The 25711-nt window shown below is 61.5% G+C and carries 24 protein-coding genes; 14 read left to right on the top strand and 10 right to left on the bottom strand.

Features of this window, described 5'->3' with window-relative positions:
- The first annotated feature begins 1 nt into the window (after position 1).
- The 3 genes from QZ638_RS04600 to QZ638_RS04590 all read left to right on the top strand — a co-directional run bounded on the left by QZ638_RS04600 (position 2) and on the right by QZ638_RS04590 (position 4114).
- On the top strand, positions 2–1663 hold the full coding sequence (locus QZ638_RS04600; protein WP_295807463.1) for an ABC transporter ATP-binding protein: 1662 nt from the start codon (positions 2–4) through the stop codon (positions 1661–1663).
- Between the two features lie 27 nt (positions 1664–1690).
- Positions 1691–2854: a M20 aminoacylase family protein gene (locus tag QZ638_RS04595; protein WP_295807461.1), complete on the top strand. Its 1164-nt coding sequence runs from the start codon at positions 1691–1693 to the stop codon at positions 2852–2854.
- Between the two features lie 129 nt (positions 2855–2983).
- Positions 2984–4114, top strand: a complete 1131-nt coding sequence (locus tag QZ638_RS04590; RefSeq protein WP_295807459.1) for a M20/M25/M40 family metallo-hydrolase — start codon at positions 2984–2986, stop codon at positions 4112–4114.
- A 221-nt stretch (positions 4115–4335) separates the two neighbouring features.
- Here QZ638_RS04590 and QZ638_RS04585 read toward each other — a convergent pair whose 3' ends face one another.
- Positions 4336–5223 carry a LysR family transcriptional regulator gene (locus QZ638_RS04585; protein ID WP_295807457.1) on the bottom strand — a complete coding sequence of 296 codons (888 nt, stop codon included), beginning with the start codon at positions 5221–5223 and terminating at the stop codon, positions 4336–4338.
- A gap of 168 nt (positions 5224–5391) precedes the next feature.
- On the opposite strand from QZ638_RS04585, the gene bla reads away from it, so the two are divergent.
- A complete protein-coding gene (gene bla / locus QZ638_RS04580; protein ID WP_295807455.1) occupies positions 5392–6276 on the top strand; it encodes a class A beta-lactamase in 885 nt (294 codons plus the stop codon).
- Positions 6277–6299: 23 nt separating this feature from the next.
- Here the strand turns inward: bla and QZ638_RS04575 are convergent, their stop codons facing one another.
- Positions 6300–6779, bottom strand: coding sequence for an Lrp/AsnC ligand binding domain-containing protein (locus tag QZ638_RS04575; RefSeq protein ID WP_295807479.1), 480 nt, complete (start codon positions 6777–6779; stop codon positions 6300–6302).
- Between the two features lie 144 nt (positions 6780–6923).
- Here QZ638_RS04575 and QZ638_RS04570 point away from each other — a divergent pair, with 144 nt between their 5' ends.
- A complete protein-coding gene (locus QZ638_RS04570; protein ID WP_295807453.1) occupies positions 6924–7937 on the top strand; it encodes a 1-aminocyclopropane-1-carboxylate deaminase in 1014 nt (337 codons plus the stop codon).
- 6 nt (positions 7938–7943) lie between these two features.
- Here the strand turns inward: QZ638_RS04570 and QZ638_RS04565 are convergent, their stop codons facing one another.
- Both QZ638_RS04565 and QZ638_RS04560 read right to left on the bottom strand, forming a co-directional pair.
- Positions 7944–8651 (bottom strand): RES family NAD+ phosphorylase, encoded by a 708-nt coding sequence (locus tag QZ638_RS04565; RefSeq protein WP_295807451.1) that lies wholly within the window; start codon positions 8649–8651, stop codon positions 7944–7946.
- Entirely contained in the window at positions 8645–9058 is a 414-nt protein-coding gene (locus QZ638_RS04560; RefSeq protein ID WP_295807448.1) for an MbcA/ParS/Xre antitoxin family protein, read from the bottom strand. The genes QZ638_RS04565 and QZ638_RS04560 overlap by 7 nt, the downstream gene beginning before the upstream one ends.
- A gap of 200 nt (positions 9059–9258) precedes the next feature.
- Between QZ638_RS04560 and QZ638_RS04555 the strand changes: the two genes are divergently transcribed.
- The 6 genes from QZ638_RS04555 (at position 9259) to QZ638_RS04530 (ending at position 14781) form a co-directional block, all read left to right on the top strand.
- The gene (locus QZ638_RS04555; RefSeq protein WP_295807446.1) at positions 9259–10008 is read left to right on the top strand and encodes a GntR family transcriptional regulator; all 750 of its coding nucleotides are present in this window, start codon (positions 9259–9261) and stop codon (positions 10006–10008) included.
- Between the two features lie 72 nt (positions 10009–10080).
- Complete coding sequence (locus tag QZ638_RS04550; RefSeq protein ID WP_295807444.1) at positions 10081–10764, top strand: putative N-acetylmannosamine-6-phosphate 2-epimerase; 684 nt, start codon at positions 10081–10083, stop codon at positions 10762–10764.
- Complete coding sequence (locus QZ638_RS04545) at positions 10761–11630, top strand: ROK family protein (protein WP_295807441.1); 870 nt, start codon at positions 10761–10763, stop codon at positions 11628–11630. Before QZ638_RS04550 ends, QZ638_RS04545 begins: the two co-directional genes overlap by 4 nt.
- Positions 11631–11644: 14 nt before the next feature.
- The gene (locus QZ638_RS04540) at positions 11645–12976 is read left to right on the top strand and encodes an extracellular solute-binding protein (protein WP_295807439.1); all 1332 of its coding nucleotides are present in this window, start codon (positions 11645–11647) and stop codon (positions 12974–12976) included.
- 117 nt (positions 12977–13093) lie between these two features.
- Positions 13094–13960 carry a carbohydrate ABC transporter permease gene (locus QZ638_RS04535; protein ID WP_295807437.1) on the top strand — a complete coding sequence of 289 codons (867 nt, stop codon included), beginning with the start codon at positions 13094–13096 and terminating at the stop codon, positions 13958–13960.
- On the top strand, positions 13960–14781 hold the full coding sequence (locus QZ638_RS04530) for a carbohydrate ABC transporter permease (RefSeq protein WP_295807435.1): 822 nt from the start codon (positions 13960–13962) through the stop codon (positions 14779–14781). Before QZ638_RS04535 ends, QZ638_RS04530 begins: the two co-directional genes overlap by 1 nt.
- Before the next feature lies 1 nt (position 14782).
- Here the strand turns inward: QZ638_RS04530 and QZ638_RS04525 are convergent, their stop codons facing one another.
- From QZ638_RS04525 to QZ638_RS04505, 5 genes are all read right to left on the bottom strand, one after another.
- A complete protein-coding gene (locus QZ638_RS04525) occupies positions 14783–14998 on the bottom strand; it encodes a DUF4287 domain-containing protein (protein ID WP_295807432.1) in 216 nt (71 codons plus the stop codon).
- An 84-nt stretch (positions 14999–15082) separates the two neighbouring features.
- On the bottom strand, positions 15083–16198 hold the full coding sequence (gene ugpC, locus QZ638_RS04520; protein WP_295807428.1) for a sn-glycerol-3-phosphate ABC transporter ATP-binding protein UgpC: 1116 nt from the start codon (positions 16196–16198) through the stop codon (positions 15083–15085).
- A gap of 3 nt (positions 16199–16201) precedes the next feature.
- Positions 16202–17080 (bottom strand): carbohydrate ABC transporter permease, encoded by an 879-nt coding sequence (locus QZ638_RS04515; protein ID WP_295807426.1) that lies wholly within the window; start codon positions 17078–17080, stop codon positions 16202–16204.
- Positions 17077–17955 carry a carbohydrate ABC transporter permease gene (locus tag QZ638_RS04510; protein ID WP_295807424.1) on the bottom strand — a complete coding sequence of 293 codons (879 nt, stop codon included), beginning with the start codon at positions 17953–17955 and terminating at the stop codon, positions 17077–17079. The genes QZ638_RS04515 and QZ638_RS04510 overlap by 4 nt, the downstream gene beginning before the upstream one ends.
- A 159-nt stretch (positions 17956–18114) precedes the next feature.
- The gene (locus QZ638_RS04505; RefSeq protein ID WP_295807422.1) at positions 18115–19368 is read right to left on the bottom strand and encodes an ABC transporter substrate-binding protein; all 1254 of its coding nucleotides are present in this window, start codon (positions 19366–19368) and stop codon (positions 18115–18117) included.
- Positions 19369–19616: 248 nt separating this feature from the next.
- Between QZ638_RS04505 and QZ638_RS04500 the strand changes: the two genes are divergently transcribed.
- Positions 19617–20669 (top strand): LacI family transcriptional regulator, encoded by a 1053-nt coding sequence (locus tag QZ638_RS04500; RefSeq protein ID WP_295807419.1) that lies wholly within the window; start codon positions 19617–19619, stop codon positions 20667–20669.
- Between the two features lie 7 nt (positions 20670–20676).
- Here the strand turns inward: QZ638_RS04500 and QZ638_RS04495 are convergent, their stop codons facing one another.
- Positions 20677–21237, bottom strand: a complete 561-nt coding sequence (locus QZ638_RS04495; RefSeq protein ID WP_295807417.1) for a TetR/AcrR family transcriptional regulator — start codon at positions 21235–21237, stop codon at positions 20677–20679.
- Between the two features lie 169 nt (positions 21238–21406).
- Between QZ638_RS04495 and QZ638_RS04490 the strand changes: the two genes are divergently transcribed.
- Together QZ638_RS04490 and QZ638_RS04485 are read left to right on the top strand one after the other, a co-directional pair.
- On the top strand, positions 21407–22576 hold the full coding sequence (locus QZ638_RS04490) for an efflux RND transporter periplasmic adaptor subunit (protein WP_295807415.1): 1170 nt from the start codon (positions 21407–21409) through the stop codon (positions 22574–22576).
- Positions 22573–25665 (top strand): efflux RND transporter permease subunit, encoded by a 3093-nt coding sequence (locus QZ638_RS04485; protein WP_295807413.1) that lies wholly within the window; start codon positions 22573–22575, stop codon positions 25663–25665. The genes QZ638_RS04490 and QZ638_RS04485 overlap by 4 nt, the downstream gene beginning before the upstream one ends.
- Positions 25666–25711 lie beyond the last annotated feature (46 nt).

The raw sequence follows: 25711 nt of genomic DNA, 5'->3' as shown, positions 1-25711 counted from the left end.
GGTGAACTTCAAGACCCGCAATTTCGACGATGTGCCAAGCGTTCTGGAAATCGAGGATCTGACCGTCCGGCTTTCCGGGAACGATACGACCGCGCCCGTGCTCGATCGCGTGTCGCTCAAAATTCGTCACGGTGAAACCGTATGCCTGGTGGGCGAATCCGGGTCCGGAAAATCGGTCACCTCGCTTTCCGTGATGGGATTGCTGCCAAAGGGCGCACTGGAGGCGACCAGCGGGCGGATCGGACTTGAAGGCAAGAACCTTCTCGACCTCGGTCCCCAGGCCATGCGCGACATGCGTGCACAGAAAATCTCGATGATCTTCCAAGAGCCGATGACGGCACTCAATCCGGTGATCCGCGTCGGCGATCAGATCGAGGAGGTGCTCAACACGCACACCAAACTCTCCGGAAAGGAGAAGAAGGCACGCGTTCTCGACATCATGAACCAGGTGCACCTGCCCGATGTCGAACGCATCTACCGATCCTATCCGCATCAGCTCTCCGGCGGCCAGCGCCAGCGCATCATGATCGCCATGGCGCTCATTCTGGAGCCGCAGCTTCTCATCGCCGACGAACCGACAACCGCACTCGACGTGACGACGCAGCAGCAGATCCTCACCCTCATTGCAGAGCTCCAGGAAAAGCACGGTACGGCGGTTCTCTTCATCACGCACGATATGGGCGTGGTGGCCGAGATCGCCGACACGGTTCATGTGATGAAACTCGGCAAAATCGTAGAGCAGGCGCCGGTCGAGGAATTGCTGCGCCGTCCCCAGAAGGATTACACGCGTGAGCTTCTTCAGGCCGTGCCGAGCCTTACCCCACGCCCACCGCGCGATGTGGCGGGTGACGATACCGTGCTTTCCGTCAACGGACTTCAGAAAATCTACGGCACGCATGGCGTTTTCAAGCGCGGCGACCTGACCAGGGCGGCAACCGATGTGAACTTCGCCATTGCACGCGGGCGCACGCTCGGCATTGTCGGCGAAAGCGGCTCGGGCAAGTCCACCGTCGCGCGCTGCATCATGCGCCTGATCGATCCGACAGACGGAGAAATCCGCGTTGCCGATCAGGAGATCGCCACATTGTCGCGCCGCGCGCTCAGACCGCTACGCCGTCACATCCAGATCGTCTTTCAGGACCCCTTCCGCTCGCTGAACCCGCGATGGACCATCGGGAGGAGCCTTGTCGAAGGCCCCCTCAACATGGGGTCGAACAAGAGAGCGGCGCTCGACCGCGCCGCCGAACTTCTGGCCCTTGTCGGCCTTCCGGACGATGCCATCGATCGCTATCCGCACCAGTTTTCCGGCGGCCAGCGCCAGCGGGTCGCCATTGCCCGCGCCATCGCCATGGAGCCCGACGTTCTGGTTGCGGACGAAGCCGTTTCCGCGCTCGATGTTTCAGTGCAGGCTCAGGTGCTCGATCTTCTGGATCAACTACAGCGCAAACTCGGCATCGCCATTCTGTTCATCACCCACGACCTGCGCGTCGCCGCCCAGATCTGCGACGAGGTGGTGGTGATGCAGCATGGCCGCATCGTCGAGCATGACAGCGCCGCCAATGTGCTTTCCGCGCCCAAACACGCCTATACGCGCGCGCTGATCGAGGCCGCACCGGGCCGCCAGTGGGATTTCGCGAATTTTAAAGAATTGCAGACCGTTTGACGCGAAAAGCGTCAGTTTGGAGGAAAAATGCCCATTTTGTCGAAAATCGCCGATTATGCGGATGAGCTGACAGACATCCGCCGCGACTTCCACCAGCATCCCGAAATCGGCTTCGAAGAAATCCGCACGTCCGGCATCGTGGCCGAGCTTTTGAGAAAGTGGGGCATCGACGAGGTTCACACGGGCCTCGGCAAGACCGGCGTTATCGGCGTTATCAAAGGCAAGAAGGAAGGCGACCGCACCGTCGGTCTGCGCGCCGACATGGACGCGCTTCCCATGGACGAACTGACCAATCTTCCCTACGCCTCGAAAAACCCAGGCGCGTTTCATGGCTGCGGGCATGACAGCCACACGACCATGCTTCTGGGCGCTGCGCGCTATCTTGCCGAAACGCGCGACTTTTCCGGTCGCGCCATCATGATCTTCCAGCCGGCGGAGGAGGGGCTCGGCGGCGCGCGCGCCATGCTGGCGGACGGGTTGTTCGACAAATTCCCCTGCGACGAAGTCTACGGCATGCACAACAACCCGCTCGCCGACCCCAACAAGTTCGGCGTCAAGCCGGGTCCGGCCATGGCCGGGGCAACCTTCTTCGATATCGCCATCAACGGCGTGGGCAGCCATGGCGCCATGCCGCATCACGCGCGCGATCCCATCGTTATCGCCACGGCCTTGGTGCAGAACCTGCAATCCATTATCAGCCGCAATGTGCAGCCGACGCAGCCCGCAGTGCTCTCGGTGACGCAGATTCATTCCGGCTCGGCCTACAATGTGGTGCCCGACAGAGCGGTCATCTCCGGAACCATCCGCTATTTTTCCGACGACGTGCGCGATCTGATCCATGACCGCGTCGAAAAACTCTGCGCCGGCTTCGCCGCCAGCTATGAAGTGGAGATCGTGCCGGACCTGCGCCCGATCTTCGACGTGCTGATGAATGATGCCGACCTCTCCGAAGCGTATCGGCAGGCGGCAGCCGAGATAGTCGGCGAGGAGAATGCGACCATCACAAAGGACCTGGTTACGGGCAGCGAGGATTTCGCCGACATGCTCAAATCCGTGCCCGGTGCCTATTGCACGCTCGGTCACAAAGGCTCGGTTCCCGTTCACAATCCGGGTTTCATTCTCGATGACGACATGCTGCCCGTGGGGGCAAGCATCATGGCACGCATTGTCGAAAAACGCCTGCCGCTCTGAGCCCGACACGGGAGCGCTTCCGCTTTTCGCTGAAATGCGGGAGCACTCCAACTTAATGTTTTTGCGCAGTTCCGAACGGAAAACCGGTTTCCACTTTTCCTGGAATTGCTCCAGTTCAGGACATAGACGATGAATTTGAAGAAACTGCCGTTCGACACGGACGCCATGCTGGCCGGGCTGAAACCGTGGATCCTTTGTGAAAGTCCGACCTTCGATGCCGATGCGGTGGATCGCATGGTGGATCTGGCGGCCTACGATCTTGCCGCAGTGGGCGCGGAGATCGAACGCATTCGGGGCCGCATGGGTTTCGGAGGTTCGGTTCGCGCGCGCTTCCCTCACAAGGATTTCGGCAAGCCGGGCATTCTCATCTCCGGCCATCTCGACACGGTGCATCCCATCGGCACACTGGAGAAAAATCCCTGGCGCATCGAAGACGGACGCTGCTACGGCCCCGGGATTCAGGACATGAAGGGCGGCAATTATGTGAGCATCGAGGCGATCCGCCAGCTTATCCTGGCAGGGATCGAAACGCCGCTGCCCATCACGGTCCTGTTCACCCCCGACGAGGAGGTGGGCACGCCTTCGACACGCGAATTGATCGAAATGGAGGCCCGCAAGAACAAGGTCGTGCTCGTGCCCGAGCCCGCGCGGCCCGACGGCGGCGCAGTGACGGGCCGCTACGCCATCGCCCGCTTCAACGTGAAGACGGCCGGCCGGCCGAGCCACGCCGGTTGGGCGCTCAAGGATGGCCGCTCGGCCATTGCCGCCATGGCACGCAAGATACTCGAAATCGAAAGCATGACGGGAGACGACTGCACCTTCTCGGTGGGCGTCGTCCATGCCGGCCAATGGGTCAATTGCGTGTCGTCTTCCTGCGATGCCGAAGTGCTTTCCATGGCCAAACGTCAGGCGGATCTCGACCACGGCGTCGAACGCATGCTGGCGCTTTCGGGCGAGGAGAACGATGTCACGATCGAAGTGACCCGCGGCGTGACCCGACCGGTCTGGGAACCGGACAAGGGCACGATGGCCATCTATGAACTGGCACGAGACATTGCTGGTGAGATCGGCTTCGAGCTCACCCATGCAAGCGCCGGCGGTGGCTCGGACGGGAATTTCACCGGCGCGCTCGGCATTCCCACCCTGGACTCCATCGGCGTCCGCGGGGCGGGTCTGCACACGCTCGGCGAACACATTCAGATCGACAGCCTGGTGGAGCGCGCGCAGCTCATGGCCGGACTCCTGACGCGGTTGAAATAGAAAAGCGCAGGGCCCGCTCGCTTCACCGCAGGATGTCCCCGGGGTTTTCGCGAATTCGGCGGCCGTGCGCATTCTCCGGCACTCGCCGCTGACGAGCGCCCGAAGCCTCCATACCGTGACATTCGTGAAGGTCTCTCAGCGCGGATCGAGCGACGGACACCGCATTACGAGGGGCAATAGGAGAACGGCCTCCTTTCAGGGTCGAGAAATAGCTGCCGCGTTCACCCCGAAGCGCCCGCGCCGCGTGCGCTCTCCGCGACCAGCCAGCGCTTGAAGTTCTCCATGGCCGGCGTTTGCGGACGATCGGAAGGCCAGGTCAGGTGGTAACGCCCGGCCGTCACCGTCGTGCTGAATGGTTGCGTCAATCGCCCATCGGCGATCTGACGCGTGAACATCGCGACCGGCAGGAGCGCGACGCCCGCTCCTTCGACGGCCAATTGCGCCAGAGCGATGGAAGAGTCGAGGACCGGCCCGGCAATGGGCGGACAGGGCAATCCGGCGGCCGCGAACCAGCCCGGCCATTCGGCACTGCGATAGCTTCTCAAAAGCACCGTCTGCGCCAGATCCGCCGGCTCCGAGAGGCGTAGCGCAAGGGCGGGCGCACAAAGCGGTGCCATGGGCGCAGCCACGAGCGGGATTGTATCGCTGCCCGTCCAGCCGCCATTGCCGAAGCGAACGGCCATGTCGAGCCCTTCGCGCAAAATGTCGACCCGGTTGTTGTTGGTCGAGATACGCAGATCGATTTCCGGATGGGCGTTCTGGAAAGCGGCGAGACGCGGCAACAGCCAGCCAAGCGCGAAGGTCGTGTTCACGCCGACTTTGAGAAGCTCCACATCGCGCCGCCCGGTAATGCGCGAAAGGGTGCGGGCAATACCATCCAGCCCATGTTCAAGCACGGGATATAGCAGGCGCCCCTCGTCGGTCGGTACAAGTCCGCCCGAAGCCCGTAGAAACAGGGCGGCGCCCAGGCGATCCTCGAGCCGCGCGATCTGATGGCTGACGGCGGCCTGCGTGACCCGCAACTCCTCCGCAGCCTTGGTGAAACTGCCCTGTCGCATGGCGACCTCGAACACGCGCAGCGCGTTCAGGGGTATATCCGCTCTGTCCATCGATATTACTTTATCTAATCGCAATCCTGATAATTTGTCGTTTGTCGCACCGATACAAGGCGAAATATAGGATCGTCATGACATTGCGTGATGTCATGCAAAGGGCAATGCGGGGCTTCCGCGCTGGGCGATGCATCACGGCACGCCAGCATACACAAGGAATGAAACATGAGAATTTTCACATCCGTTCTGTCGCGACTGGCGGCAGGGCTCACTCTTGGTCTGTCATTGCTTGGTTCCGCCGGCGCTCAGAACGGCGAGGCACAGCTTTCCGAAACGATCAGCCGTGTCGAAAACACTCTCGGCGCGCGGGTCGGCATCGTGATCCGCGATACCGGCTCGGATTGGACCTGGAGCCACCGCGCCGGGGAACGCTTCCTGATGAACAGCACGGTTAAGACCGTGATCTGCGGCGGCATCCTCGCAAAGGTGGATGAGGGCGCGCTCACGCTCGATGAAGCCTTGCCCATCCGCCAGTTCGACATCGTTTCCTATTCGCCCGTCACGCAAAAGCATGTGGGAAAGACCATGTCGATCGGGGACCTTTGCCTCGCGACGCTGGACATAAGCGACAACGCGGCAGCGAATCTGTTGATCGGGCGTCAGGGCGGGCCGGAGGCGGTCACAGCTTTCCTGCGCCGCATCGGCGACCCGATCAGCCGCCTCGACCGGTTGGAGCCGAAACTGAACACCTTCGAACCCGGCGACCCGCGCGACACGACAACGCCGGAAGCCATGGTCGAGACCTGGGAGACCTTGCTTCTGGGCGATGCGCTTACCTCCGCCTCCCGCGCGAAACTTGCCGCGTGGATGAGCCATGGCGGCGTCACCGGCGCATTGTTACGCTCATCGCTGCCGCAAGGCTGGGCGGTGTCCGACAAGTCCGGCGCGGGGAGTCACACGCGCAACATCGTCGCCATGGTGACACCGCCCAGCCGTGCACCCTGGCTCGTATCGATCTTCATTTCCGATGCGGATGTGGATTTCGAAACCCGCAATGCCGCGCTGAAGGATATCGGTGCGGCGGTCGCGGGTGTGCTTGAAAGCCGATAGCGACAAATGCCGAAGGGCGACGCTCAGAAATCGAGCGGCGCTCCGTCCACCACTTCCTTCATCACGAAGAAGGTGCGGGTCTGGCGCACGCCGGGCAGGGCGATCAACCGGCTGCCGTGCAGCCGGTTGAAATCGGCCATATCCCGCACCCGGATCTTCAGAAAATAATCGAAGTCGCCGGCAACAAGATGGCAGTCGAGAATGAACGGCAATTTGCGGACGGCCGCTTCGAAAGCCGAGAAGCTCTCCGGCGTGGACCGGTCTAGGACCACGCCGACCATGACCAGCGCGCCCCGCCCAACATGCTGCGGAGCGACCGCCGCATGGACGCCGCACGCATAGCCTTCCCTGAACAACCGCTCGGTGCGTCGGTGGCAAGTGGCGGCGCTGACACCGACAAGCTTTGCCAGATCGGCATTGCTCAAACGGCCGTCACGCTGCAGATGGCGGAGAATCCGCATATCCGTGCGATCGAGCCCACCTTCTGCGGAAGATTCTTCCATTTTGAAGCTCATTTTATAGGAATTCCGATATCAACCAGGCAATATATGTTCCCGGAGAGAAAAATCACCGAAAACTTTGAAAGCACCTTTCGAGCATTCTCGACTAGCGTTGCAAGCAAATCAGCCATTATGGAAAGGCTTGCCATGCTGGAGAAATTCGAACGCTACCCGCTCACCTTCGGCCCAACCCCAATCGAGAAACTGGAACGCCTTTCCGGGCATCTGGGCGGCGGGGTTTCGCTTTATGCCAAACGGGAAGACTGCAACTCCGGCCTCGCCTTCGGCGGCAACAAGCTGCGCAAGCTGGAATACATCGTGCCCGACGCCATCGCGTCCGGGGCGGACACGCTGGTTTCCATCGGTGGCGTTCAATCCAACCACACCCGCATGGTTGCGGCCACGGCAGCGAAGATCGGTTTCAAATGCCGGCTGGTCCAGGAAAGCTGGGTACCGCACGAGGACGCAGTCTATGACCGGGTCGGCAACATTCTCTTAAGCCGCGTCATGGGCGCGGATGTCGTGATGGTGGACGAAGGCTTCGACATCGGCATCCGGCAGAGCTGGGAAGATGCGCTTAGGGATGTGGAAGCGCAAGGCGGCAAACCCTATCCGATCCCCGCCGGCGCATCGGTGCACAAATATGGCGGACTGGGATATGTCGGCTTCGCCGAAGAGGTGCGTGCGCAGGAGAAAGAACTCGGTTTCTCATTCGATTATATTGTCGTCTGCACCGTGACCGGCTCGACCCATGCCGGCATGCTGGTGGGATTTGCCGCCGACGGGCGTGCGCGCAATGTCATCGGCATCGACGCGTCCGGCACGCCGGGCCAGACCCGCGCGCAGGTATTGGAGATCGCCCGCAACACGGCAAAGCTGGTGGAACTTCGCCGCGATATCGACGATGACGATCTGGTGCTGATCGAGGATTACGCCTATCCGGCCTATGGCGTGCCCTCGGAAGAGACGAAGGATGCGATCCGCCTTTGCGCAAGGCTCGAAGGCATGATGACCGACCCGGTTTATGAGGGGAAGTCCATGCAGGGCATGATCGACCTTGTGAAGACGGGTTATTTCCCCGAGGGTTCGAATGTGCTTTACGCGCACCTGGGCGGCGTGCCGGCGATCAACGGCTACAGCTACGCTTTCCGCAACGGATAGCGCTCCTCAAACGATCCTGAACACCGTGCCGCTGCCGGCATCGCGATAGAAATCGACACGCTCGCCGTTCCAATGATAGTCGATGTGCCGTCCCTGTAGGGGATTGGCCCCGCTGTCGGGATAGAAAAGTCCGGCGCATTCGCCGCCCTCGTGGCGTACGCTCGGATAGACGAGCCCCTGTGAGCCGGCTGCGCGCAGCCGGATGGAAAGCGCCTGAGCCTCGCCATAATCGTCCGGTGCGAGCGCTTTTTCCCAGCCGCCGCGCAGGTCGTGAAGCTCGGCCTCCACGTCGAGCAGAATCTCGCGAAACTGGGAGGTCCAGCCGGCCGGCTCTCCGGTCGCCGCCATGAAACGGGCGTGGTGGTGAATCGTCTCGAAAAGCGCGGTCTCGAAGGATGCCGCCACATAGAGAACCCCGAAGCGGCCATCGCTGAAACGGGTCGGCCGGTCAGGACTGACATGGGTAAAGGGCGCCATCAGAAAGGTTGAGCCCGGCCCGGCGACACGTCGATCCTCCGGCACAAGATCCAGATTGCCGATGGTCTCCATGATGCGCGGATTGGATTTCTGTTCGGCAGAGATGAGAAGGGGCCAATCGGCAGGATCGGCGATGTCCTCGAAAAGATCGATCGGCGGGAAAATGCTGCGGATGATCCGCACGGCACCGTGCCATTCGATTCGGGTGAGGGGAGGGGTCCGAACGTCGTTCACCAACCGCCCCGCTCGGCATCGAGATAGCGGCGCACACGCATCAGGTCGGTGAGTTCGCCACCCAGCATGATGTCGAGCGCCGAACGGCCGGCGAAAGCCTCATTGGGCTTTTCGATCCACCGGTAAGCGCGCTGCGGCTCACGAAAGACGAGCCGCAGCGCCTTGTGAATGCCCATCAGGTTTGAAAGGCGTGCCTTGCCGTCGCGATCGATGCGGCCAAGCTCGCCCGCTTTCCAGCGACGGTATGTGCGCAGCGGCAGATCCAGCAAGATCGCCGCCTGTTCGTCGGTGACGTCCCACAGGCGGAAGAGATTGACCGTGGCACGAAACATCGCCGCCGCCTCGTCATCCGTGATCGGGGCGGGGCGGAAATCCTGCAATCGTGTATCGACCGGCTGCAATTGCGCCACGGCATGTCTCCTTTTGGCATTAAATAGTCTATTTGATGCCAATTGGCAATATTGGACATCAGGAAGGATGGAAGGGCTGCAAGCCGCGGGTTCCGAACGCCCTGTGGAACGATGAACGCTCGAAGGAAAATAATACCAGTTCAAAACCTGTGAAAAATTTGCCATCATACGCGCCGGGCGGAACGACTGAGGAGAACGGAATGGACGAGGCGGCACTTCTCGACTTCATGCGCAACCATATCGCCAAGGGCAATAACGCCGAACCGCTTTACCGCCGGGTCGAGATGGCGCTGGCCGAGGCCATTCATTCGTCACGGCTGAAGCGCGGCGCCGTCATCCCCAGCGAGCGCACCCTTTGCGCGGCGCTTTCCATGTCGCGTGTCACCGTGCGGCGCGCCATCGAAGATCTGGAGTCCGACGGTCTCCTGCACCGGCGGCACGGCGCGAAGACGGTGGTATCGTCACGCCTGGAAAAGTCGTTGTCCACCATGACGAGCTTTTCCGAAGACATGCGTTCGCGCGGCCTGGAACCCGGCTGTATCTGGATTTCCAAGGAGATCGGGCGGCCTTCGCCGACGGAAATGATGGCGCTCGGAATTTCGGTCGCCGATCAGGTCGCGCGGCTGAAGCGCATCCGCACTGCAGACAACACCCCCATCGCCATCGAGACGGCGGCGCTGCCGCTGCGTTTTCTGCCGAAACCGGGAGACGTGGGGGAGTCGCTCTATCGGGTTCTGGAAGCGCGGGGCGCCATGCCCGTGCGCGCGGTGCAGCGCATGCAATCGACCCCGATAACTCCGGAGGAATCGCGCCTTCTCGAAGCGCCGCCGCAGACCAGTCTGCTGGTGATGGAACGCCGCTGTTTCCTGGAAGACGGGCAGATCGTCGAGTTCACGGAAACGAGATATCGCGGCGATGTCTATGACTTCGTCATCGAGCTGCACAGATAATACCAGTTCAAAACTGGTTGTTATCTGGTATTTAATTTGCCTATGATACCCTCATCAAACGGGGGAAAAAGCGTGCCAAACCGCATTCAAACGCTCGAAAACGGATTGATCGTTTCTTGCCAGCCGGTCACCGGCGGGCCGATGGATTCGGCGCCCATCGTTGTGGCCTTTGCGCTCGCCGCTCTAGCCGGCGGGGCGCAGGGCCTGCGCATCGAGTCGGCCGCCTATGTGCGCGCCGTGCGCGCCGCCACCGACGCGCCGATCATCGGGCTGGTGAAACGCGATCTGGACAATTCGCCCGTGCGCATCACGCCCTGGATCGAGGATGTGGATGCTCTGGCCGCGGCGGGGGCCGATGTGATCGCCTACGATGCGACCCAGCGCGAGCGTCCTGTGCCGACCGCCGCACTGATTGAGCGCATCCGCGCAACGGGCAAGCTCGCCATGGCCGATTGCTCGATCGTCGCCGATGCCCGGCAGGCGCTGGATGAAGGGGCCGACATGGTGGGTTCGACGCTTTCGGGCTACACCGATGGACCAGAGCCCACGGAGCCCGATCTTGAGCTGATCGGCGCCATGCGTGCGCTCACGCCCTACGTTGTGGCGGAGGGCTGCATCCGCCTGCCGCGCCACGCCGGCGAAGCGTTGAATGCCGGTGCACGGCTGGTGGTTGTGGGCTCGGCCATCACCAGGCCGGAGCATGTCACCTCCTGGTTCCGGGCCGATATGGACGGTGCCGTGGGAGTGCGCCCATGAACGAGGCGGGAGCGGTTCTGGCGCTGGATATCGGTGGAACGAAAATGCTCGCCGCCCTCGTTCGCGGCGAAACCGTTGGCGACAGCCTGACCCTGCCGACACCGAAAGGGCAGGGCGGCCCTGCCGAATGGCTGGAAGCGCTGTTCTCCCGGATCGCGCACTGGCAAGGGACTTACGAGAGTGTTGGCGTGGCGGTGACGGGGATCGTTGACGACGGACTCTGGTCGCCGCTCAACCGCAGAACGCTCGACATTCCCGACCGCTTTCCGTTGTTGCAGACGGTGGTCGGACTTTCGGGAAAACCGGCCATCGCCGCCAATGATGCGCAGGCCGCTGCATGGGGCGAATACCGCATTTGCGATGAGGCGGGCGATCTCGTTTTTCTGACGATCTCCACCGGCATTGGCGGCGGTGTCGTTCTGGATGGCAAGTTGAGGACGGGTCTCGCTGGCCATTTCGGCCTCATGCAGGGGCAGGATTTCGACGGCGCGCTTGAAGATCATGTCTCGGGCAATTTCATCGCCGCGTCGGCCGATGCCCATGAACCGGGGGCGACCGCGCGCGAGGTGTTCGAGGCAGCGGCAAAAACCGAAAGCTGGGCCGAGGCGATCGTCGACCTTTCGGCGCGGCGCGCGGCCATCCTCTGCTGCAACATTCAACTCACCTTCGACCCGGAGCGCATCGTGATCGGCGGAGGCATCGGGCTGGCGCCGGGCTACCGGGCGCGCATCGAGGCGCATCTTGACGAGATGCCCGAAAGGCTGAGGCCGCGGCTTGTGCCGGCAAGGCTCGGGGACAAGGCCGGGGTGGTGGGGATCGCCGACCTCGCACTTCGCAACACGACACAAAACCAAACGAAACAATGAATGGGAGAACGATCATGAAACCTGCCACACGATTTACAGCCGCTCTGGCCGGAAGCGTTTTCGCGGCCGGACTATGGGCCGGCGCGGCCAATGCCGAAGTCACCGTGCTCGGCTGGCCGGGCGGACCGGAGGAAACGGCACTGCGCGCCGCCGCCGATGCCTATAATGCAAAGGACGACGTGAGTGAGGAAAACAAGGTCGAGCTCCTGTTCTTCAACCGCGACGGCTTCTGGGACAAGCTGCAGGCGGACCTTGCCGCCGGTTCCGACGCGTTCGACCTGAACCTGCTCGCCACCTATTCGATCGGCCGCTACGCGCCGTTCATGGAGCCGGTGGAGCTTTCCGATGGAGCACAGGCGCTCTATGGCGATGCGGTTCTTTCCACCATGCAGTTCGACGGCAAACAGTATGGCGTGCCGACCGACCTTTCGCTGCACTTCATGTATTACCGCAAGGACCTGATCGACGCGCTGATGAGCGATGACGACGCAAAGGCGCGCTATGCAGAGATCAGCAAGGAGCATCTGGGAACGGCACTGGAGCCGAAGAACCCGGACGACTGGACCTGGGACGACTATGCGGCGACCGCGCTCTATTTCACCAAGGCGGTGAACCCCGACAGCCCGACGCGCTATGGCACGGTTCTCCAGATGAAGAACCTGCTCTTCAACATCATGGTGTGGCAGTCCACCGCGCGCTCTTATGGCGGCGACTGGATGGATGCCGATGGCAAAATCACGGTGGACTCGGAAGCTTTCCGCAAGGGGCTTGAGCTTTACAAGACTCTCTACGATGCCGGTGCGACGCCGCGCGATTCTCTTTCCTACGAATTCGCCGAGGCCAATGCCGCCTATGCGGCTGGCCAGGTGGCGGCCATGGTGCAGTGGAACGCGGCGGCGGCCGACCTGACCGATGCGGAAAAATCGCCAGCCGTGGGCGAGGTGACAGCGACCATCGCCCCGCCGACCGGACCGGAAGCCCGTGCAACGCACATTCACGGGCTGGGGCTTGGCCTCAACAAAAGTGCGGAAAACAAGGAGGGCGCGAAGGCCTTTCTGAAATGGCTTTCGACCGAGGAGGCAGCCCTCATCTATGCCCGTGCGGGCGGTGCGCCGGCCCTTTCGGCTGAGGCGGTTTCGGAAGTCGCGGAAGAGCGGCCCGATCTGGTGCAGCTCGGCGAGTATGCCGGCGCCTATGGCTATGTCATGAATGGCGGCGCTTCGGCCAACGCGCTTGCGATCTACGAATTGCAGGCGAAGGAGTTCACCGGCTACTGGTCGGGCCAGCAGGATCTCGATACCGCGCTTGCCAATGTCGAGAAGGGCATGGCTGACCTTCTGAAATAGCGCCGGCGTCGGCCCTTTTCCTCACCTTCTCCCCTTGTCCGGGGAGAAGGTGCCGGCAGGCGGATGAGGGCAAGCGCCGACTGCCGAACCGACCCGGAAACCAGACCAAGAAGCACAATGCAAACGACCCATCGCCTCGAATGGACGCTGCTTGCGACGCCGCTGATGGCGTTTCTGCTGGTCTGTCTCGGTTTTCCGGCCATCGTGAATCTGATCTATTCGGTCTCCGACATCAGCTTCGAGACACTGCGCAGCCCGGAACTATCGGGGTTTGGCAATTTCGCAGCCGTGCTGACCGACAGCGGCTTCTGGCTTGCCAACTGGTTTTCGCTGCGTTTCGGCCTTCTGACGGCCATTCTCGAATGCCTGATCGGGCTGGGGCTCGCCGTCTTCCTCGCGCCTCTTTTCAAGGAGCGTAGCTGGCCGATCGCCATTCTCATGCTGCCGCTGATGGTCGCGCCCGCTCTGATGGGACTGATGTATCGCCTCGTGCTGCACGAGTTCGCCGGGCCCGTGCCGCATTATCTGTGGGCGTGGTTCGGCAACAGCCCGGCCTTTCTCGGACCGAACTCGGCCTTCTGGACGCTGATTGTGGTGGAGACGCTGCAATGGACGCCGTTTGCCTTCCTGCTTTTTCACATGGCCTATCAGGCCATTCCCGAAGAGTTGCGCGAGGCGGCTTCCATCGACGGCGCGACGGGCTTTGCCCGCTTCTGGCGCATCGAACTGCCCTTGATGCTGCCGACGCTGGCGGCGGCCCTTCTGATCCGCTTCATCGACGGATTCCGCGTGTTCGACAATGTCTACGTGCTGACCGGCAGCGGAGCAGGAGGCTCCACCACGTCGCTGTCGATCTACATTTATGAAGCCTTCTTCAAACAGGCGGCCATCGGCAAGGCGGTGGCGGCATCGGTGATCCTCTTTGCCGCATCCTTTGCCGTGCTTTACGGCCTGAACCGCCTCGCCCGGCGCAGGAGACGATGATGCTCAACGCGATCCGCTGGGCGGTGTTCGCCCTTGCCGCCTTGGCGATGAATTTTCCGCTTATCGTCACGCTGGTGACGTCGTTCAAGAGCGCGCGCGAAATCTCCACCAATCCGGGCCTGTGGATCAACGCGCCGACGCTGGAAAACTATGCAACCGTGCTGACGGTCTCAGACCGGCTGAACATTTTCCTGTATCTTGCCAACAGCTTTGCCGTGGCGGCGATGGGCACGCTTCTGGCCGTGGCGCTGGCGCTGCCGGCGGCCTATGCCATCGTGCGCGGACGGTTCGGCGAAAAAACGCTTCTGCCGCTGATCGTGAATTTGAGGGCAGTGCCGCTCGTCATCTTCGCCATCCCCATCTACATGATGTTCCAGTTTCTCGGCCTGCTCGACACGCGTTTCGGCCTCGGTCTGGTGATGACCATCGTCAACATTCCGCTGGTGCTGATCATCCTCGTCAACGCGATATCCGATGTGCCTTTCGAGATTGACGAAGCGGCGATGATCGACGGCGTAAGCCGCACAGGCATTCTGTTCAAAATCGTCGGGCCCGTCTGCCGGCCGGCCATCGTCACCAGCATGATCTTCGGTTTCATCACCGCCTGGAACGAATTCCTGTTCGGCCTGATGCTGACCACCTCGAAGGCCGTTCCCGTGACAGTCGGGGCATCGTTCTTCTTCGCCGCGTCCGGCGGCGGCGTGCAATGGGGCGTGGCGGCAGCGGTAATGATGGTGGGCGCGCTGCCGCCCATGCTTCTCGGCCTCTTCATGTACCGCAAGATCAGCGGCACGATGATGGCCGGCGCGGTGAAGGGATAAATCAGCCGCCGTTCTTTGCCCGATAATAAGCGACGAGCGCATTGGCATGACCGTGTCCGAGGCCATGTGCGGATTTGAGTTCCGCCACCATCTCCATATGCTTCTTGCCCGCCATCCCGCCTATGATCCGCAGCCAATGATCGATCGGCTGGCCGTAGGTCTTTTCGATTGAGGGGAAGTAGGAAGCAGGGCCTTTCACTTTGGGTTCTTCCGACACGGTCGATTTCTCCTGCAGGCTGGATTGCGCATTGTAACTGCAAGACGATTGAAATGTTCGCGCTCCGACAGGGGCGCGTAAATTTCACACGATCCGCGCTTCCGTCTCCGGATCGAACAGCACCGCCTTGTCGAGATTGAAGGCGAGGCGGGCCGATTGTCCGGCTGAAATCGGCGCATCGGCGCGCAGGCGAGCAATGATCTCGCGGCCGCCAAGCCGCGTGACCGCGAACGTGTCGGAGCCGGCAGGCTCGATAACCTCGATGTCGCAATCGAGTTCGCTTACATGCCGCGCATTGCGGTCGGCGCTGTCGGGGTCGGTCAACGCTTCAGGCCGGATTCCGAACACCACGTCCTTGCCGTCGCGGCCGGCGAGCGCGCCATTTGCACCGGCCATCGGCAGGGTTAACGGTTCGCCGCCCTCACGTTCCATCATGATGGCGACGTTTCCATCGCTCGCCTTCACCTTTGCCGGGATGAGGTTCATGGAGGGCGAGCCCATGAAATCGGCCACGAACAGATTGTTGGGCGTGTTGTAGATCTCCGCCGGCGTGCCGAACTGCTGAAGAACGCCGTCCTTCAGGACTGCGATCTTGCTCGCAAGCGTCATCGCCTCGATCTGGTCGTGCGTCACATAGACGATGGTCGTGCCCATGCGCTGGTGCAGACGCTTGATTTCAGTGCGCATATCGACGCGCAGCTTGGCATCGAGATTTGAAAGCGGCTCGTCGAACAGGAACACCATCGGATCGCGCACCAGCGCCCGGCCCATGGCGACGCGCTGGCGCTGGCCGCCGGAAAGCTGGCTCGGTTTGCGGTCGAGCAGCGCCCCGATCTGCAGCGTCTCGGCCACTTTGGCAATGGCCGCGTCGCGCTCCGCCTTCGCAATGCCACGGATTTCCATACCGAAACCGATGTTCTCGGCCACCGTCATGTTGGGGTAGAGCGCGTAGGACTGGAACACCATGGCGATGTCGCGCTGCGAGGGATGCAGGTCGTTCACCACCTTGCCGTTGATGCTGATCGAGCCGTCGGTGATGGACTCCAGCCCGGCGATTGTATTGAGCAGCGTGGACTTGCCGCAGCCCGATGGGCCGACGAGCACCAGAAACCCGCCTTCCTCGATCTCCAGATCGATGCCCTTGAGCACATCGACCTTGCCGAAAGATTTCCTGAGATTGTCGATCTTGAGAAAGGCCATGGCTTATCCTTTGACGGCGCCGGCCATCAGGCCGCGCACGAAGTAGCGTCCGGAGACGATGTAGACGATCAGGGTCGGGAGCGCGGCGAGGATCGCACCGGCGAAATGGACATTGTATTCCTTCACGCCGCCCGACGAGGAGACGAGATTGTTGAGCGCAACGGTCATCGGCTGCGAGTCGAAATCGCCGAAGGAGACGCCGAACAGGAAGTCGTTCCAGATATTGGTAAACTGCCAGATGACCGTGACCACAATGATGGGCGCGGAGGAGGGCAGGAGAATGCGCCGGAAGATCTGGAAGAATCCCGCACCGTCGATCTGCGCCGCGCGCACCAGTTCCGTGGGGAAGGCGGCATAGTAGTTCCGGAAAAAGAGCGTCGTGAAGCCGAGCCCATAGACCACATGGATGAGCACCAGCCCCTGCGTCGTGCCGGCGATGCCAAGCATGCCCAGTATGCGCGCCGCGGGAATGAGCGCGATCTGGAACGGGATGAAGCAGGACAGAAGGATGAGGCCGAAGACGATATCGTCGCCCCTGAAGCGCCATTTGGTGAGCACATAACCGTTGAGCGCGCCGAGAATGGTGGAAATGGCCACCGCCGGAACCACCATCAGGATGGAGTTGAAGAAATAGGGTTTGAGACCCGTCGGCTGCACGCCAACCTGCGCGCTCGACCAGGCCTTGGCCCAGGGCTCCAGCGTGAAGACACCGGGCAGCGAGAGCATGTTGCCCTGACGGATCTCGTCGAGCGGTTTCACCGAATTGACCAGCATCACGTAGAGCGGCAGGAGATAATAGACCGCGAACACGATCAGCACGGTGTAGAGCAGGGCGCGGGCAAGCCTGTTGCCGCTCGCGCCAGCGGTTTTCTCGGCGCTCATCTCTGCCTCCCCGGCTTAAGCTCGGAATAGAGATAGGGTATGATGATCGAGAAGATCATCACCAGCATGATGATGGCCGACGACGCGCCGATGCCCATCTGGTTGCGGGTGAAAGTGTAGGAATACATGAAGGTCGCCGGCAGTTCGGTCGCCTGTCCGGGCCCGCCGCCGGTCAGCGCGATGACCAGGTCGTAGGACTTGATCGCCAGATGTGCGAGCACCACGAAGGCGGACAGGAAAACGGGGCGCATCATGGGAATGATGATACGGCGATAGATGGTGACATTGGAGGCGCCATCCATCTGCGCGGCCTTGATGATCTCGCTGTCGACGCCGCGCAGACCTGCCAGGAACATGGCCATGACGAAACCCGACGATTGCCAGACGGCGGCGATCACCACCGTGTAGATCGCCAGTGTGCGGTCCTTGATCCAGGCGAACTCGAAACCCGCCCAGCCCCACTGATGCATGGTGTTTTCAAGCCCGATGCCGGGATCGAGAAACCATTTCCAGGCCGTGCCGGTGACGATGAAGGAGAGCGCCATCGGATAGAGGTAGATCGGTCGCAGGAACCCTTCGCCGCGAATTTTCTGGTCGAGCAGGATCGCCAGGAAGAGACCGAGCACGGAGCAGATAACGATGTAAAGCGTGCCGAAGATCGCCAGATTGGTAAGCGCCCGCCACCAGTGGCGCAAATTCCATAATTTCTCGTAATTCTCGAACCCGACGAAACCGTAGGACGGCAGCATGCGCGAGTCGGTCATCGACAGGAAGAACGTGTAGAGAATGAAGGCGTAAACGAAGATCAGGATCAGCGCCATGCTGGGGCTGAGCACCAGGCGCGGAATGATCTCCTGCAAGCGATTGCGGTTCATGCGGGGTTTCCGGTCGAACGATGTGGCGCGGCGCTACCCCTCGCTGGCCGACAGCACGGAGAGGGAGTGCGGATGAGCGTGAACGCTGCCCTGGTTCGGCATTCAGGACGCTCAGGCGGAACGCGACACGCTCCGCCTGACAATCCAAAGCCTTGCACCTTACTGTGCCGCGGCGACGGCGTTCTGAAGCTCTTCGACCGCCTCTTCGGACGTCAGTTCGCCGTTGAAGTGCTGCGTGACGACGTCGTTCACTGCATTCTTCACCGCCGCCGGCGCGCCGTGGCCGTGCGCCATGGAACCGAACAGCGAACCGCTCGAATTGGCTTCCGCGAGATCCGCCATGCCCTTCTTGCCGCAATCGTCGAAAGCGTCGTTGGGCACATCGGTACGCGCCGGCACCGAGCCCTTCACCACGTTGAAGGCGGACTGGAACTCGGGGTCCATGACCGAAGACGCCATCATCTTCTGGGCCTTCTGCTTGTCCTCGCCGACCTGGAACATGACGAACTGGTCGGAATTGAACGTTACCGAACCCTGCGTGCCGGGGAAGCGAATGCAGACGAAGTCCTCGCCCGGTGTCTTGTCGGCCTTGAGGAACTCGCCCTTGGCCCAGTCGCCCATCATCTGCATGCCGCCCGTGCCTTCGATAACCATGGCGGAGGCCAGGTTCCAGTCGCGGCCGGAGAAGTTGTCGTCGACATAGGTACGCAGCTTCGCCATGCGGTCGAAAGCTTCCTTCATCTTGTCGGAGCCGAGCGCTTCGGGGTCGAGATCGTTGAGGGCGGCCTTGTAGAAATCGTTGCCCAACGAAAGCACGACAGCCTCGAACACCGTGGCATCCTGCCAGGGCTGTCCGCCATGGGCGAGCGGGGTGATGCCGTTCTCCTTCATCTTGTCGAGCACGGCGACGAGCTCTTCCCATGTCTCGGGCGCCTTGCCGCCGGCGGCATCGAGCGCGGCCTTGTTGATCCACACCCAGTTGGTGGAGTGGACGTTGACCGGCGAGGCGATCCAGTTGCCGTCATATTTGGAGAAATTCTGCAACGCGGAGGGCACCACATCGGCCCAACCCTCTTCCTCGGCGACATCGTTGAGATTGCCGACCACGTCTTGCTCGGCCCAATCGAGAATGTCGAAACCGAGCATCTGAACAGCCGTCGGCGCATTGCCGGCGGTGACGCGGGCGCGCAGCGCGGTCATGGCAGCTTCACCGCCGCCACCGGCCACCGGCATGTCCTGCCACGTGACGCCCTTGGATTCGAGGTCTTCCTTCAGCACGTTCAAGGCGGCTGCTTCACCACCAGACGTCCACCAGTGCAGCACCTCCACACTGTCTTCGGCCATCGCACTGCCGGCGGTGAGAGACAGGACGGCTGCGCCAGCCGCGAGCGCGGCGAATTTGCGAATGATCATGATACTCCTCCCAATGGGATCGCTTGCTCCTTTGCGATCTATCTATTTATAACGTTATAAATCCCATGGAGGTCAATCAGATTCTTGTCCGATTGAAGGGAGGAGACAAAACTTTGAAAAACAAAATGAATTTACGTCACGCATCGTCCCGCCATGAGCGGAAACATAAATTTATATCGATTGAAATGCGAAAAATCGGCGAATCCGGCGCCATCAAGGGCGGTTCGACAGCTCCCGGGAGAAGATGAATGGCGCGCCGATCCGACCGCCCCACCTTGCGAACCATTGCGGAGATGACCGGCCTCGCCGTCACCACCGTCTCGCGCGCGCTGCTCGATGCCCCGCAGATCGCATTGGAAACGCGACAGCGCGTGCAGCGTGTGGCGCGGGAGATCGGCTATCAGCCCGATCGTGCCGCGCGACACCTGCGCACCGGTCGCACCAATGTGATCAGCTTCGTGCTCGATCCGCACGACGAATTGCTCGGCTTCAGCACCTCGATGATCAGCGGCCTCGCGCGTGCCCTGCGTGACACACAGTATCATCTCGTAATCACGCCTCATTTCGCAGAAGCGCCGGCGATCGATCCCATCGAGTACATTCTTCGCAACCGCATGGCCGACGGCGTCGTCTTTTCACGCACCGAGCCGAAGGATCCGCGCGTCAAACTTCTGATGGAGAACGATTTTCCGTTCGTGTCGCACGGGCGAACCGATCTGGGCCTCGATCATGCCTTTGTCGATTACGACAATGCCGCCTTCGCCCGGATCGCCGTCCAACGTCTCATCTCGAAAGGCCGACGGCGGCTGGCGCTCATCCTGCCGCCCCAACGCTTCATGTTCCATTGGCACCTGCGTGCGGGTTTCCTCGAGGCGGTGACCGAAAACGGTGTCGCGTGGGAATTGCCAAGCGACATCAATCTCGACAGCAATTCGGCCGATCTCTACACGTGGCTGACTCGGCGATTGAGCCAGCCGGAACCGCCGGACGGCGTGGTGTGCGCGGGTGAGGTTTCGGCCCTTTCCATCATGGCGGCGCTGAGCGATCAGGGCCTTACGGTGGGCAAGGATCTCGATCTCGTCGTCAAACAAACGTCTCTGCTCTACGACGAGGTGAGGCCGCGCATAGACGCGGTCTACGAAGACATCGCCGAGGCCGGCGAAATGCTCGGACGGCTCCTGATCCGCAGGATCGCCGGGGAAAAGCCGTGTACATTGCAACATCTGCAGGAACCGGTTCCACGCTTCGCCGATCTCAACCGGGGCACCCGTACCGCTATCGGGACGAGGCAAACCGCATGAGGCCGAGCTAGACCTGCTCTGACGCGCCGTCCTCCAAAAGCCCGCGCAAGGCGGAAACCATGTCGGAAACTTCCTGATTGTTTACCACGTTGATGGAAAGCAGCTCCATCGCCCGCACGCCGTGCACCACCAAAAGGGCGATCACCGCAAGGGACGGATCGCTCGCGCTGGCCTTCATCTGGTCGAGCACCACACGCTCATAATCCTGCACCGGCGCCAGGAAGTCGGGATTTTCCGCCAACGCCGCCAACAGGCCGGAAGGGGGCGGCTGACGTTCCTTCCGCTCTTCGACAAACAGATCGATATAAGCCTGCACCACGCCGTTGGTGCTGTCCTCGTGCACCCGCCGGCGCTCCTGAAACTTGTCGTATTCCTCGCGAATGAAGTCTTCGACAAGCGCTTCGAAGAGTTTGGACTTGCTGGCAAAATGATAAAGCAGGCCGCCCTTGGACACGCCCGCGCGCGCGGCGACCGCGTCGAGCGACATGCTTCCGGCTCCGGCCTCACGCACGATTTCAGCCGCCGCCGTGAGAATTTTCTCACGAGCGCCGGAGGTCGATTTTACCATTCCTGACATCCTGCAGGTTGACAATACCGTCCAGACGGTACAGTAAAGCGGCGACATTTGGCAAGCCGAGATCGCGATATCCTCTTGTTCGAGGACTACAAGATCGCTATCTGCGCCACTCTTATGTTAATTAATCGATTAATTCCGAACGCCTCCGGGGTCTGACGACATGATCAAGCGTCTTCTCATCGCCATTGTCCTGCTTGCAATCGTTGCAGGTGGCATAGTCGGCTTCAACATGTTCCGGGATCAGGCGATCCAGCAATACTTCGCCGACATGCCGGTTCCCACCGTCACCGTTTCGACCGTAGAGGCCGAGGAGGCGAGCTGGACGCCGGCAATCGAAGCCATTGGCACCGTCAATGCCAACCAGGGCGTGGATCTGGCGGTGGAGACCACCGGCATCGTCACCGACGTCCGCTTCGAAGCGAACCAGCAGATCAATGCGGGCGACGTGCTTCTTCAACTCGAGGACAATATCCAGCAAGCCGATCTTAGCGCCACACGCACGCAAGCCGCGCTCGATCAGCAGGCGCTCGATCGCGCCCGTGAGCTGCGCAACCGCGGCGTGAGCTCCGGCGTATCGCTTGAAAACGCAGAAGCCGCAGCACAGGCATCAGCGGCCCAGGTAGAGAAGGCGGAAGCGGTTCTGCAACAGCGTCAACTGCGCGCGCCGTTCTCCGGCACAATCGGCATTCCGCGCGTCGATACCGGCCAGTATCTCTCGCCGGGTGCGATCGTCGCCACGCTGCAGGACATCGAGACGATGCGCGCCGACTTCACCGTACCCGAACAGCAACTCGGTCTCCTGAAGATCGGCCAGCCCGTTCGGCTTTCGCTGAACAACGACAGCGAGACGTTCGAAGGCGAGATCACGGGCATCGACCCGAAGGTCGACCCTTCCAGCCGTCTCGTTTCGGTGCGGGCGCGTATCGACAACACGTCCGGCAAGCTCACACCCGGCCAGTTCGTTCAGGTGGCGGTCATCCTGCCCGAGGAAGAAGGCGTGATCTCGCTGCCGCAGACCGCCGTCGTTACCAGCCTTTACGGCGACTACGTGTTTGTCGCCAGGAAGCCGGAGAACGCACAGGAGGGTGAAGACGGAGAGGAAAAGCTCGAAGCACGCCAGGTTTTCGTCAATGTCGGCCGCCGCAGCGGAGACCGGGCGGAAATCCGTTCGGGCATCGAAGCTGGCGATGTCGTCGTGACGGCCGGTCAGAACCGCTTGTCCAACGGCACGCCGGTCGCGATCGACAATACGATCAACCCCGGCACGCAGGAAACCGCAAAAGAGCCGGCTGACGAGACGCCGAAGAAGGAAGAGGCGGCAGCTCAATGAGTTTTTCAGATATCTTCATCCGCAGGCCGGTCCTATCGACCGTCCTCGGACTGCTCATCCTGCTGCTCGGCTTTCAGGGTCTGTTCAACCTGCAGGTTCGTCAGTATCCGGAGGTCGAGGAGACGGTTATCACCGTCACCACGGTCTATCCCGGCGCGAGCGCCGACCTCATTCAGGGCTTCATAACCGCGCCGATTTCGCGCGCCGTGGCGACGACCGAAAACGTCGATTATGTCACGTCGCAGAGCCGTCCATCCTCGAGCACGGTCAGCGTGCAGATGCGGCTCGGTTCCGATCCGGACGTCGCTTTGACCGAGGTCATGTCCAAGGTCCAGCAGGTGCGCAGCGAGCTGCCCTCCGAAGCCAAGGACCCGACCATCGTCAAAGGCACGGGCATGCAGTTCGCCACCATGTATCTGGCGATGCAGAACCCGAACATGTCCAACGAGCAGCTCACGGAATACATCGAGCGCGTGATCCGTCCGCGTATGTCGACCATTCCAGGCGTTGCGGAAGTGCAGATCATCGGCGCAGCGAACTATTCGATGCGCGTGTGGATCGATCCCGTGCGTCTTGCAGCCCGTGAACTGACGGCATCCGAGGTGCTGGCGGGCATTCAGGCATCGAACTTTCTTGCCGCGCCCGGCAAGACCGAAAACGAATACGTCGCCTATGCGATCTCGATGGAATCGACCTTGCAGACGCCGGAAGCTTTCGGTGCCCTGCCGCTGAAGGCGAAAGGCGACGATGTCGTGCGCCTGCGCGACGTGGCCGAGATCGAGCTTGCCGCCGAAAGCACCGATATGGTCGTCAGTTTCAACGGCCAGCCGGGTACATTCATCGGTGTCTTCCCGACACCGGGCGCCAACCCGCTCGACATGGCGGGCGCGGGAACCGAAGAGGTGCCGTCGATCCAGTCGAGCCTGCCCGAAGGGATGAGCATCGAGGTTCTGTACGACGCGACCGAATCCATCAGCGCATCCATCGACGAGGTCTTCAAGACCATCATGGAAGCGGTGCTGATCGTTGTCGTCATCATTCTTCTGTTCCTCGGCTCGTTCCGTTCGGTGCTGATGCCCATCGTCACCATTCCGCTGTCGCTGATCGGTGTCTGTTTCATCCTCTTCACACTGGGCTATTCGATCAACCTCCTGTCGCTGCTTGCCATGGTTCTGGCCATCGGCCTGGTGGTCGACGACGCCATCGTCGTGGTTGAGAACATCCATCGACACATCGAGGAAGGGCTTTCGCCACGGCGCGCCGCTTTCGTGGGCATGAAGGAGATCACCGGCCCGGTCGTCGCCATGACGATCACCCTGGCCGCGGTTTTCGCGCCATTGGCATTTACCGGTGGCCTTACGGGCTCGCTCTTCCGCGAGTTCGCGATGACGCTCGCCGGCGCGGTGGTTATCTCCGGCATCGTCGCTCTGACGATCACGCCGATGATGTCGGCGCGCATACTCAAGCGTGGCAATCACAGCCGGTTCCAGGTGCTCGTGGACACCACGTTCGACCGGCTTGCCAACTTCTATGAACGGCTGGTCAGCGGATCGCTCAAATACCGTCCCATCACGCTTCTGGTGGTTCTGGTGCTTCTTGGGCTCACCGGCTTCATGTTCATGAACACGTCCGGCGAGCTGGCGCCGGAGGAGGACGAGGGCGCGCTCTTCTCGCTCGTGACCGCACCGTCCTATGCGACAACCGACTACACCACGCTCTACACAACGCAGATGCGTGAACTGACCAAGGATCTGCCCGAGCTGAAGGCCAACTTCTCGATCGTCGGCTTCGGCGGACAAACCAATTCGGGCATCGCGCTGTGGGCGTTCAAGGATTGGGCGGACCGCGAGCGGTCGCAAAAGGAAATCCAGCAGGATATCCAGGCGCGGCTCTCCAAGATCGCCGGCGTCGAGGCGCTGGTTTTCGCGCCGCCCTCGCTTCCCGGTTCCGGCGGCGGTCTGCCGATCTCGCTGGTCATTCAATCGACAAACGATTCGGCGCGTGTCTTCGAGGTGGCCGAGAAGATCAAGGAAGAAGCCCAGGCTTCGGGCCGTTTCATCGTCGTGCAGAACTCACTCGCCTATAACGCGCAGCAGGTTGTCGTGACCGTGGATCGAAACCGGGCCGCCGCGCTCAATCTGCCGGTCTCCGACGTCGGTACGACTTTGAGCCTGCTCGTCGGCAGCGGTTCGATCGCGCAGTTCGACCGCGATTCCAACAGCTACGACATCATCATGCAGGTGCCGCAGGAATATCGCGAGAATCCCGAACGGCTGGGCGATTTCTTCGTGCGAAGCGCCACCGGCGAGATGGTGCCGCTTTCGGCTGTGATCACCGTGTCGACCGACGTTTCCGCCGCCGCGATCGAGCAGTTCAACCAGCTCAACTCGGCAACGATCTCGGCACTGCCGGTGCCCGGTGTCTCGACCGGTGACGGTCTTGCCGTGATCGAGGACATCGCACAGGGTGAGCTGCCGGACGGCTTCTTCGTCGAATATTCCGGCCAGTCGCGGCTCGAGGTGGAACAGGGCAACACCATTCTGATCGCCTTCACGCTTGCCGTGGTGGTCATCTATCTGGTGCTTGCGGCGCAGTTCGAGAGCTTCCGCGACCCGCTCATCATCATGATGACGGTGCCACTTTCCATCTTCGGCGCCATCCTGCCGCTCAACCTGGGCCTGTCGACACTCAACATCTACACCCAGGTGGGCTTGATCACACTCATCGGCCTGATCACCAAGCACGGCATTTTGATGGTGGAGTTCGCCAACCAGCAGCGTGAGGAACACGACCTGTCACGCGTCGATGCGATCGTTGCCTCGGCAAAGGTGCGCCTGCGTCCGATTCTCATGACCACGGCCGCCATGGCGCTGGGCGTGGTACCGCTGATCATGGCTGCGGGCGCCGGTGCGGCGGCACGCTATTCAATGGGTCTCGTCATCTTCACCGGCCTCATCATCGGCACCACATTCACCCTGTTCGTGGTTCCGATGTTCTACACCTTCATCGCGAAGGCGAGGCTGGTAAGGGAGGAAGACGAAGACGACCCCCGTAGCCGACAGGCACAGCCAGCGCCGGCAGGCGAATGAACCGTGAGAAAGGCCCCGCTTCGGCGGGGCCTTTCTTTTGCCATGA

Origin of the sequence: uncultured Nitratireductor sp., assembly GCF_913053745.1 — a bacterium.
Taxonomy (GTDB): domain Bacteria; phylum Pseudomonadota; class Alphaproteobacteria; order Rhizobiales; family Rhizobiaceae; genus Nitratireductor.
The sequence above is the reverse complement of the archived record's forward strand: the minus strand, read 5'-3'. Positions and strand labels throughout refer to the sequence as shown.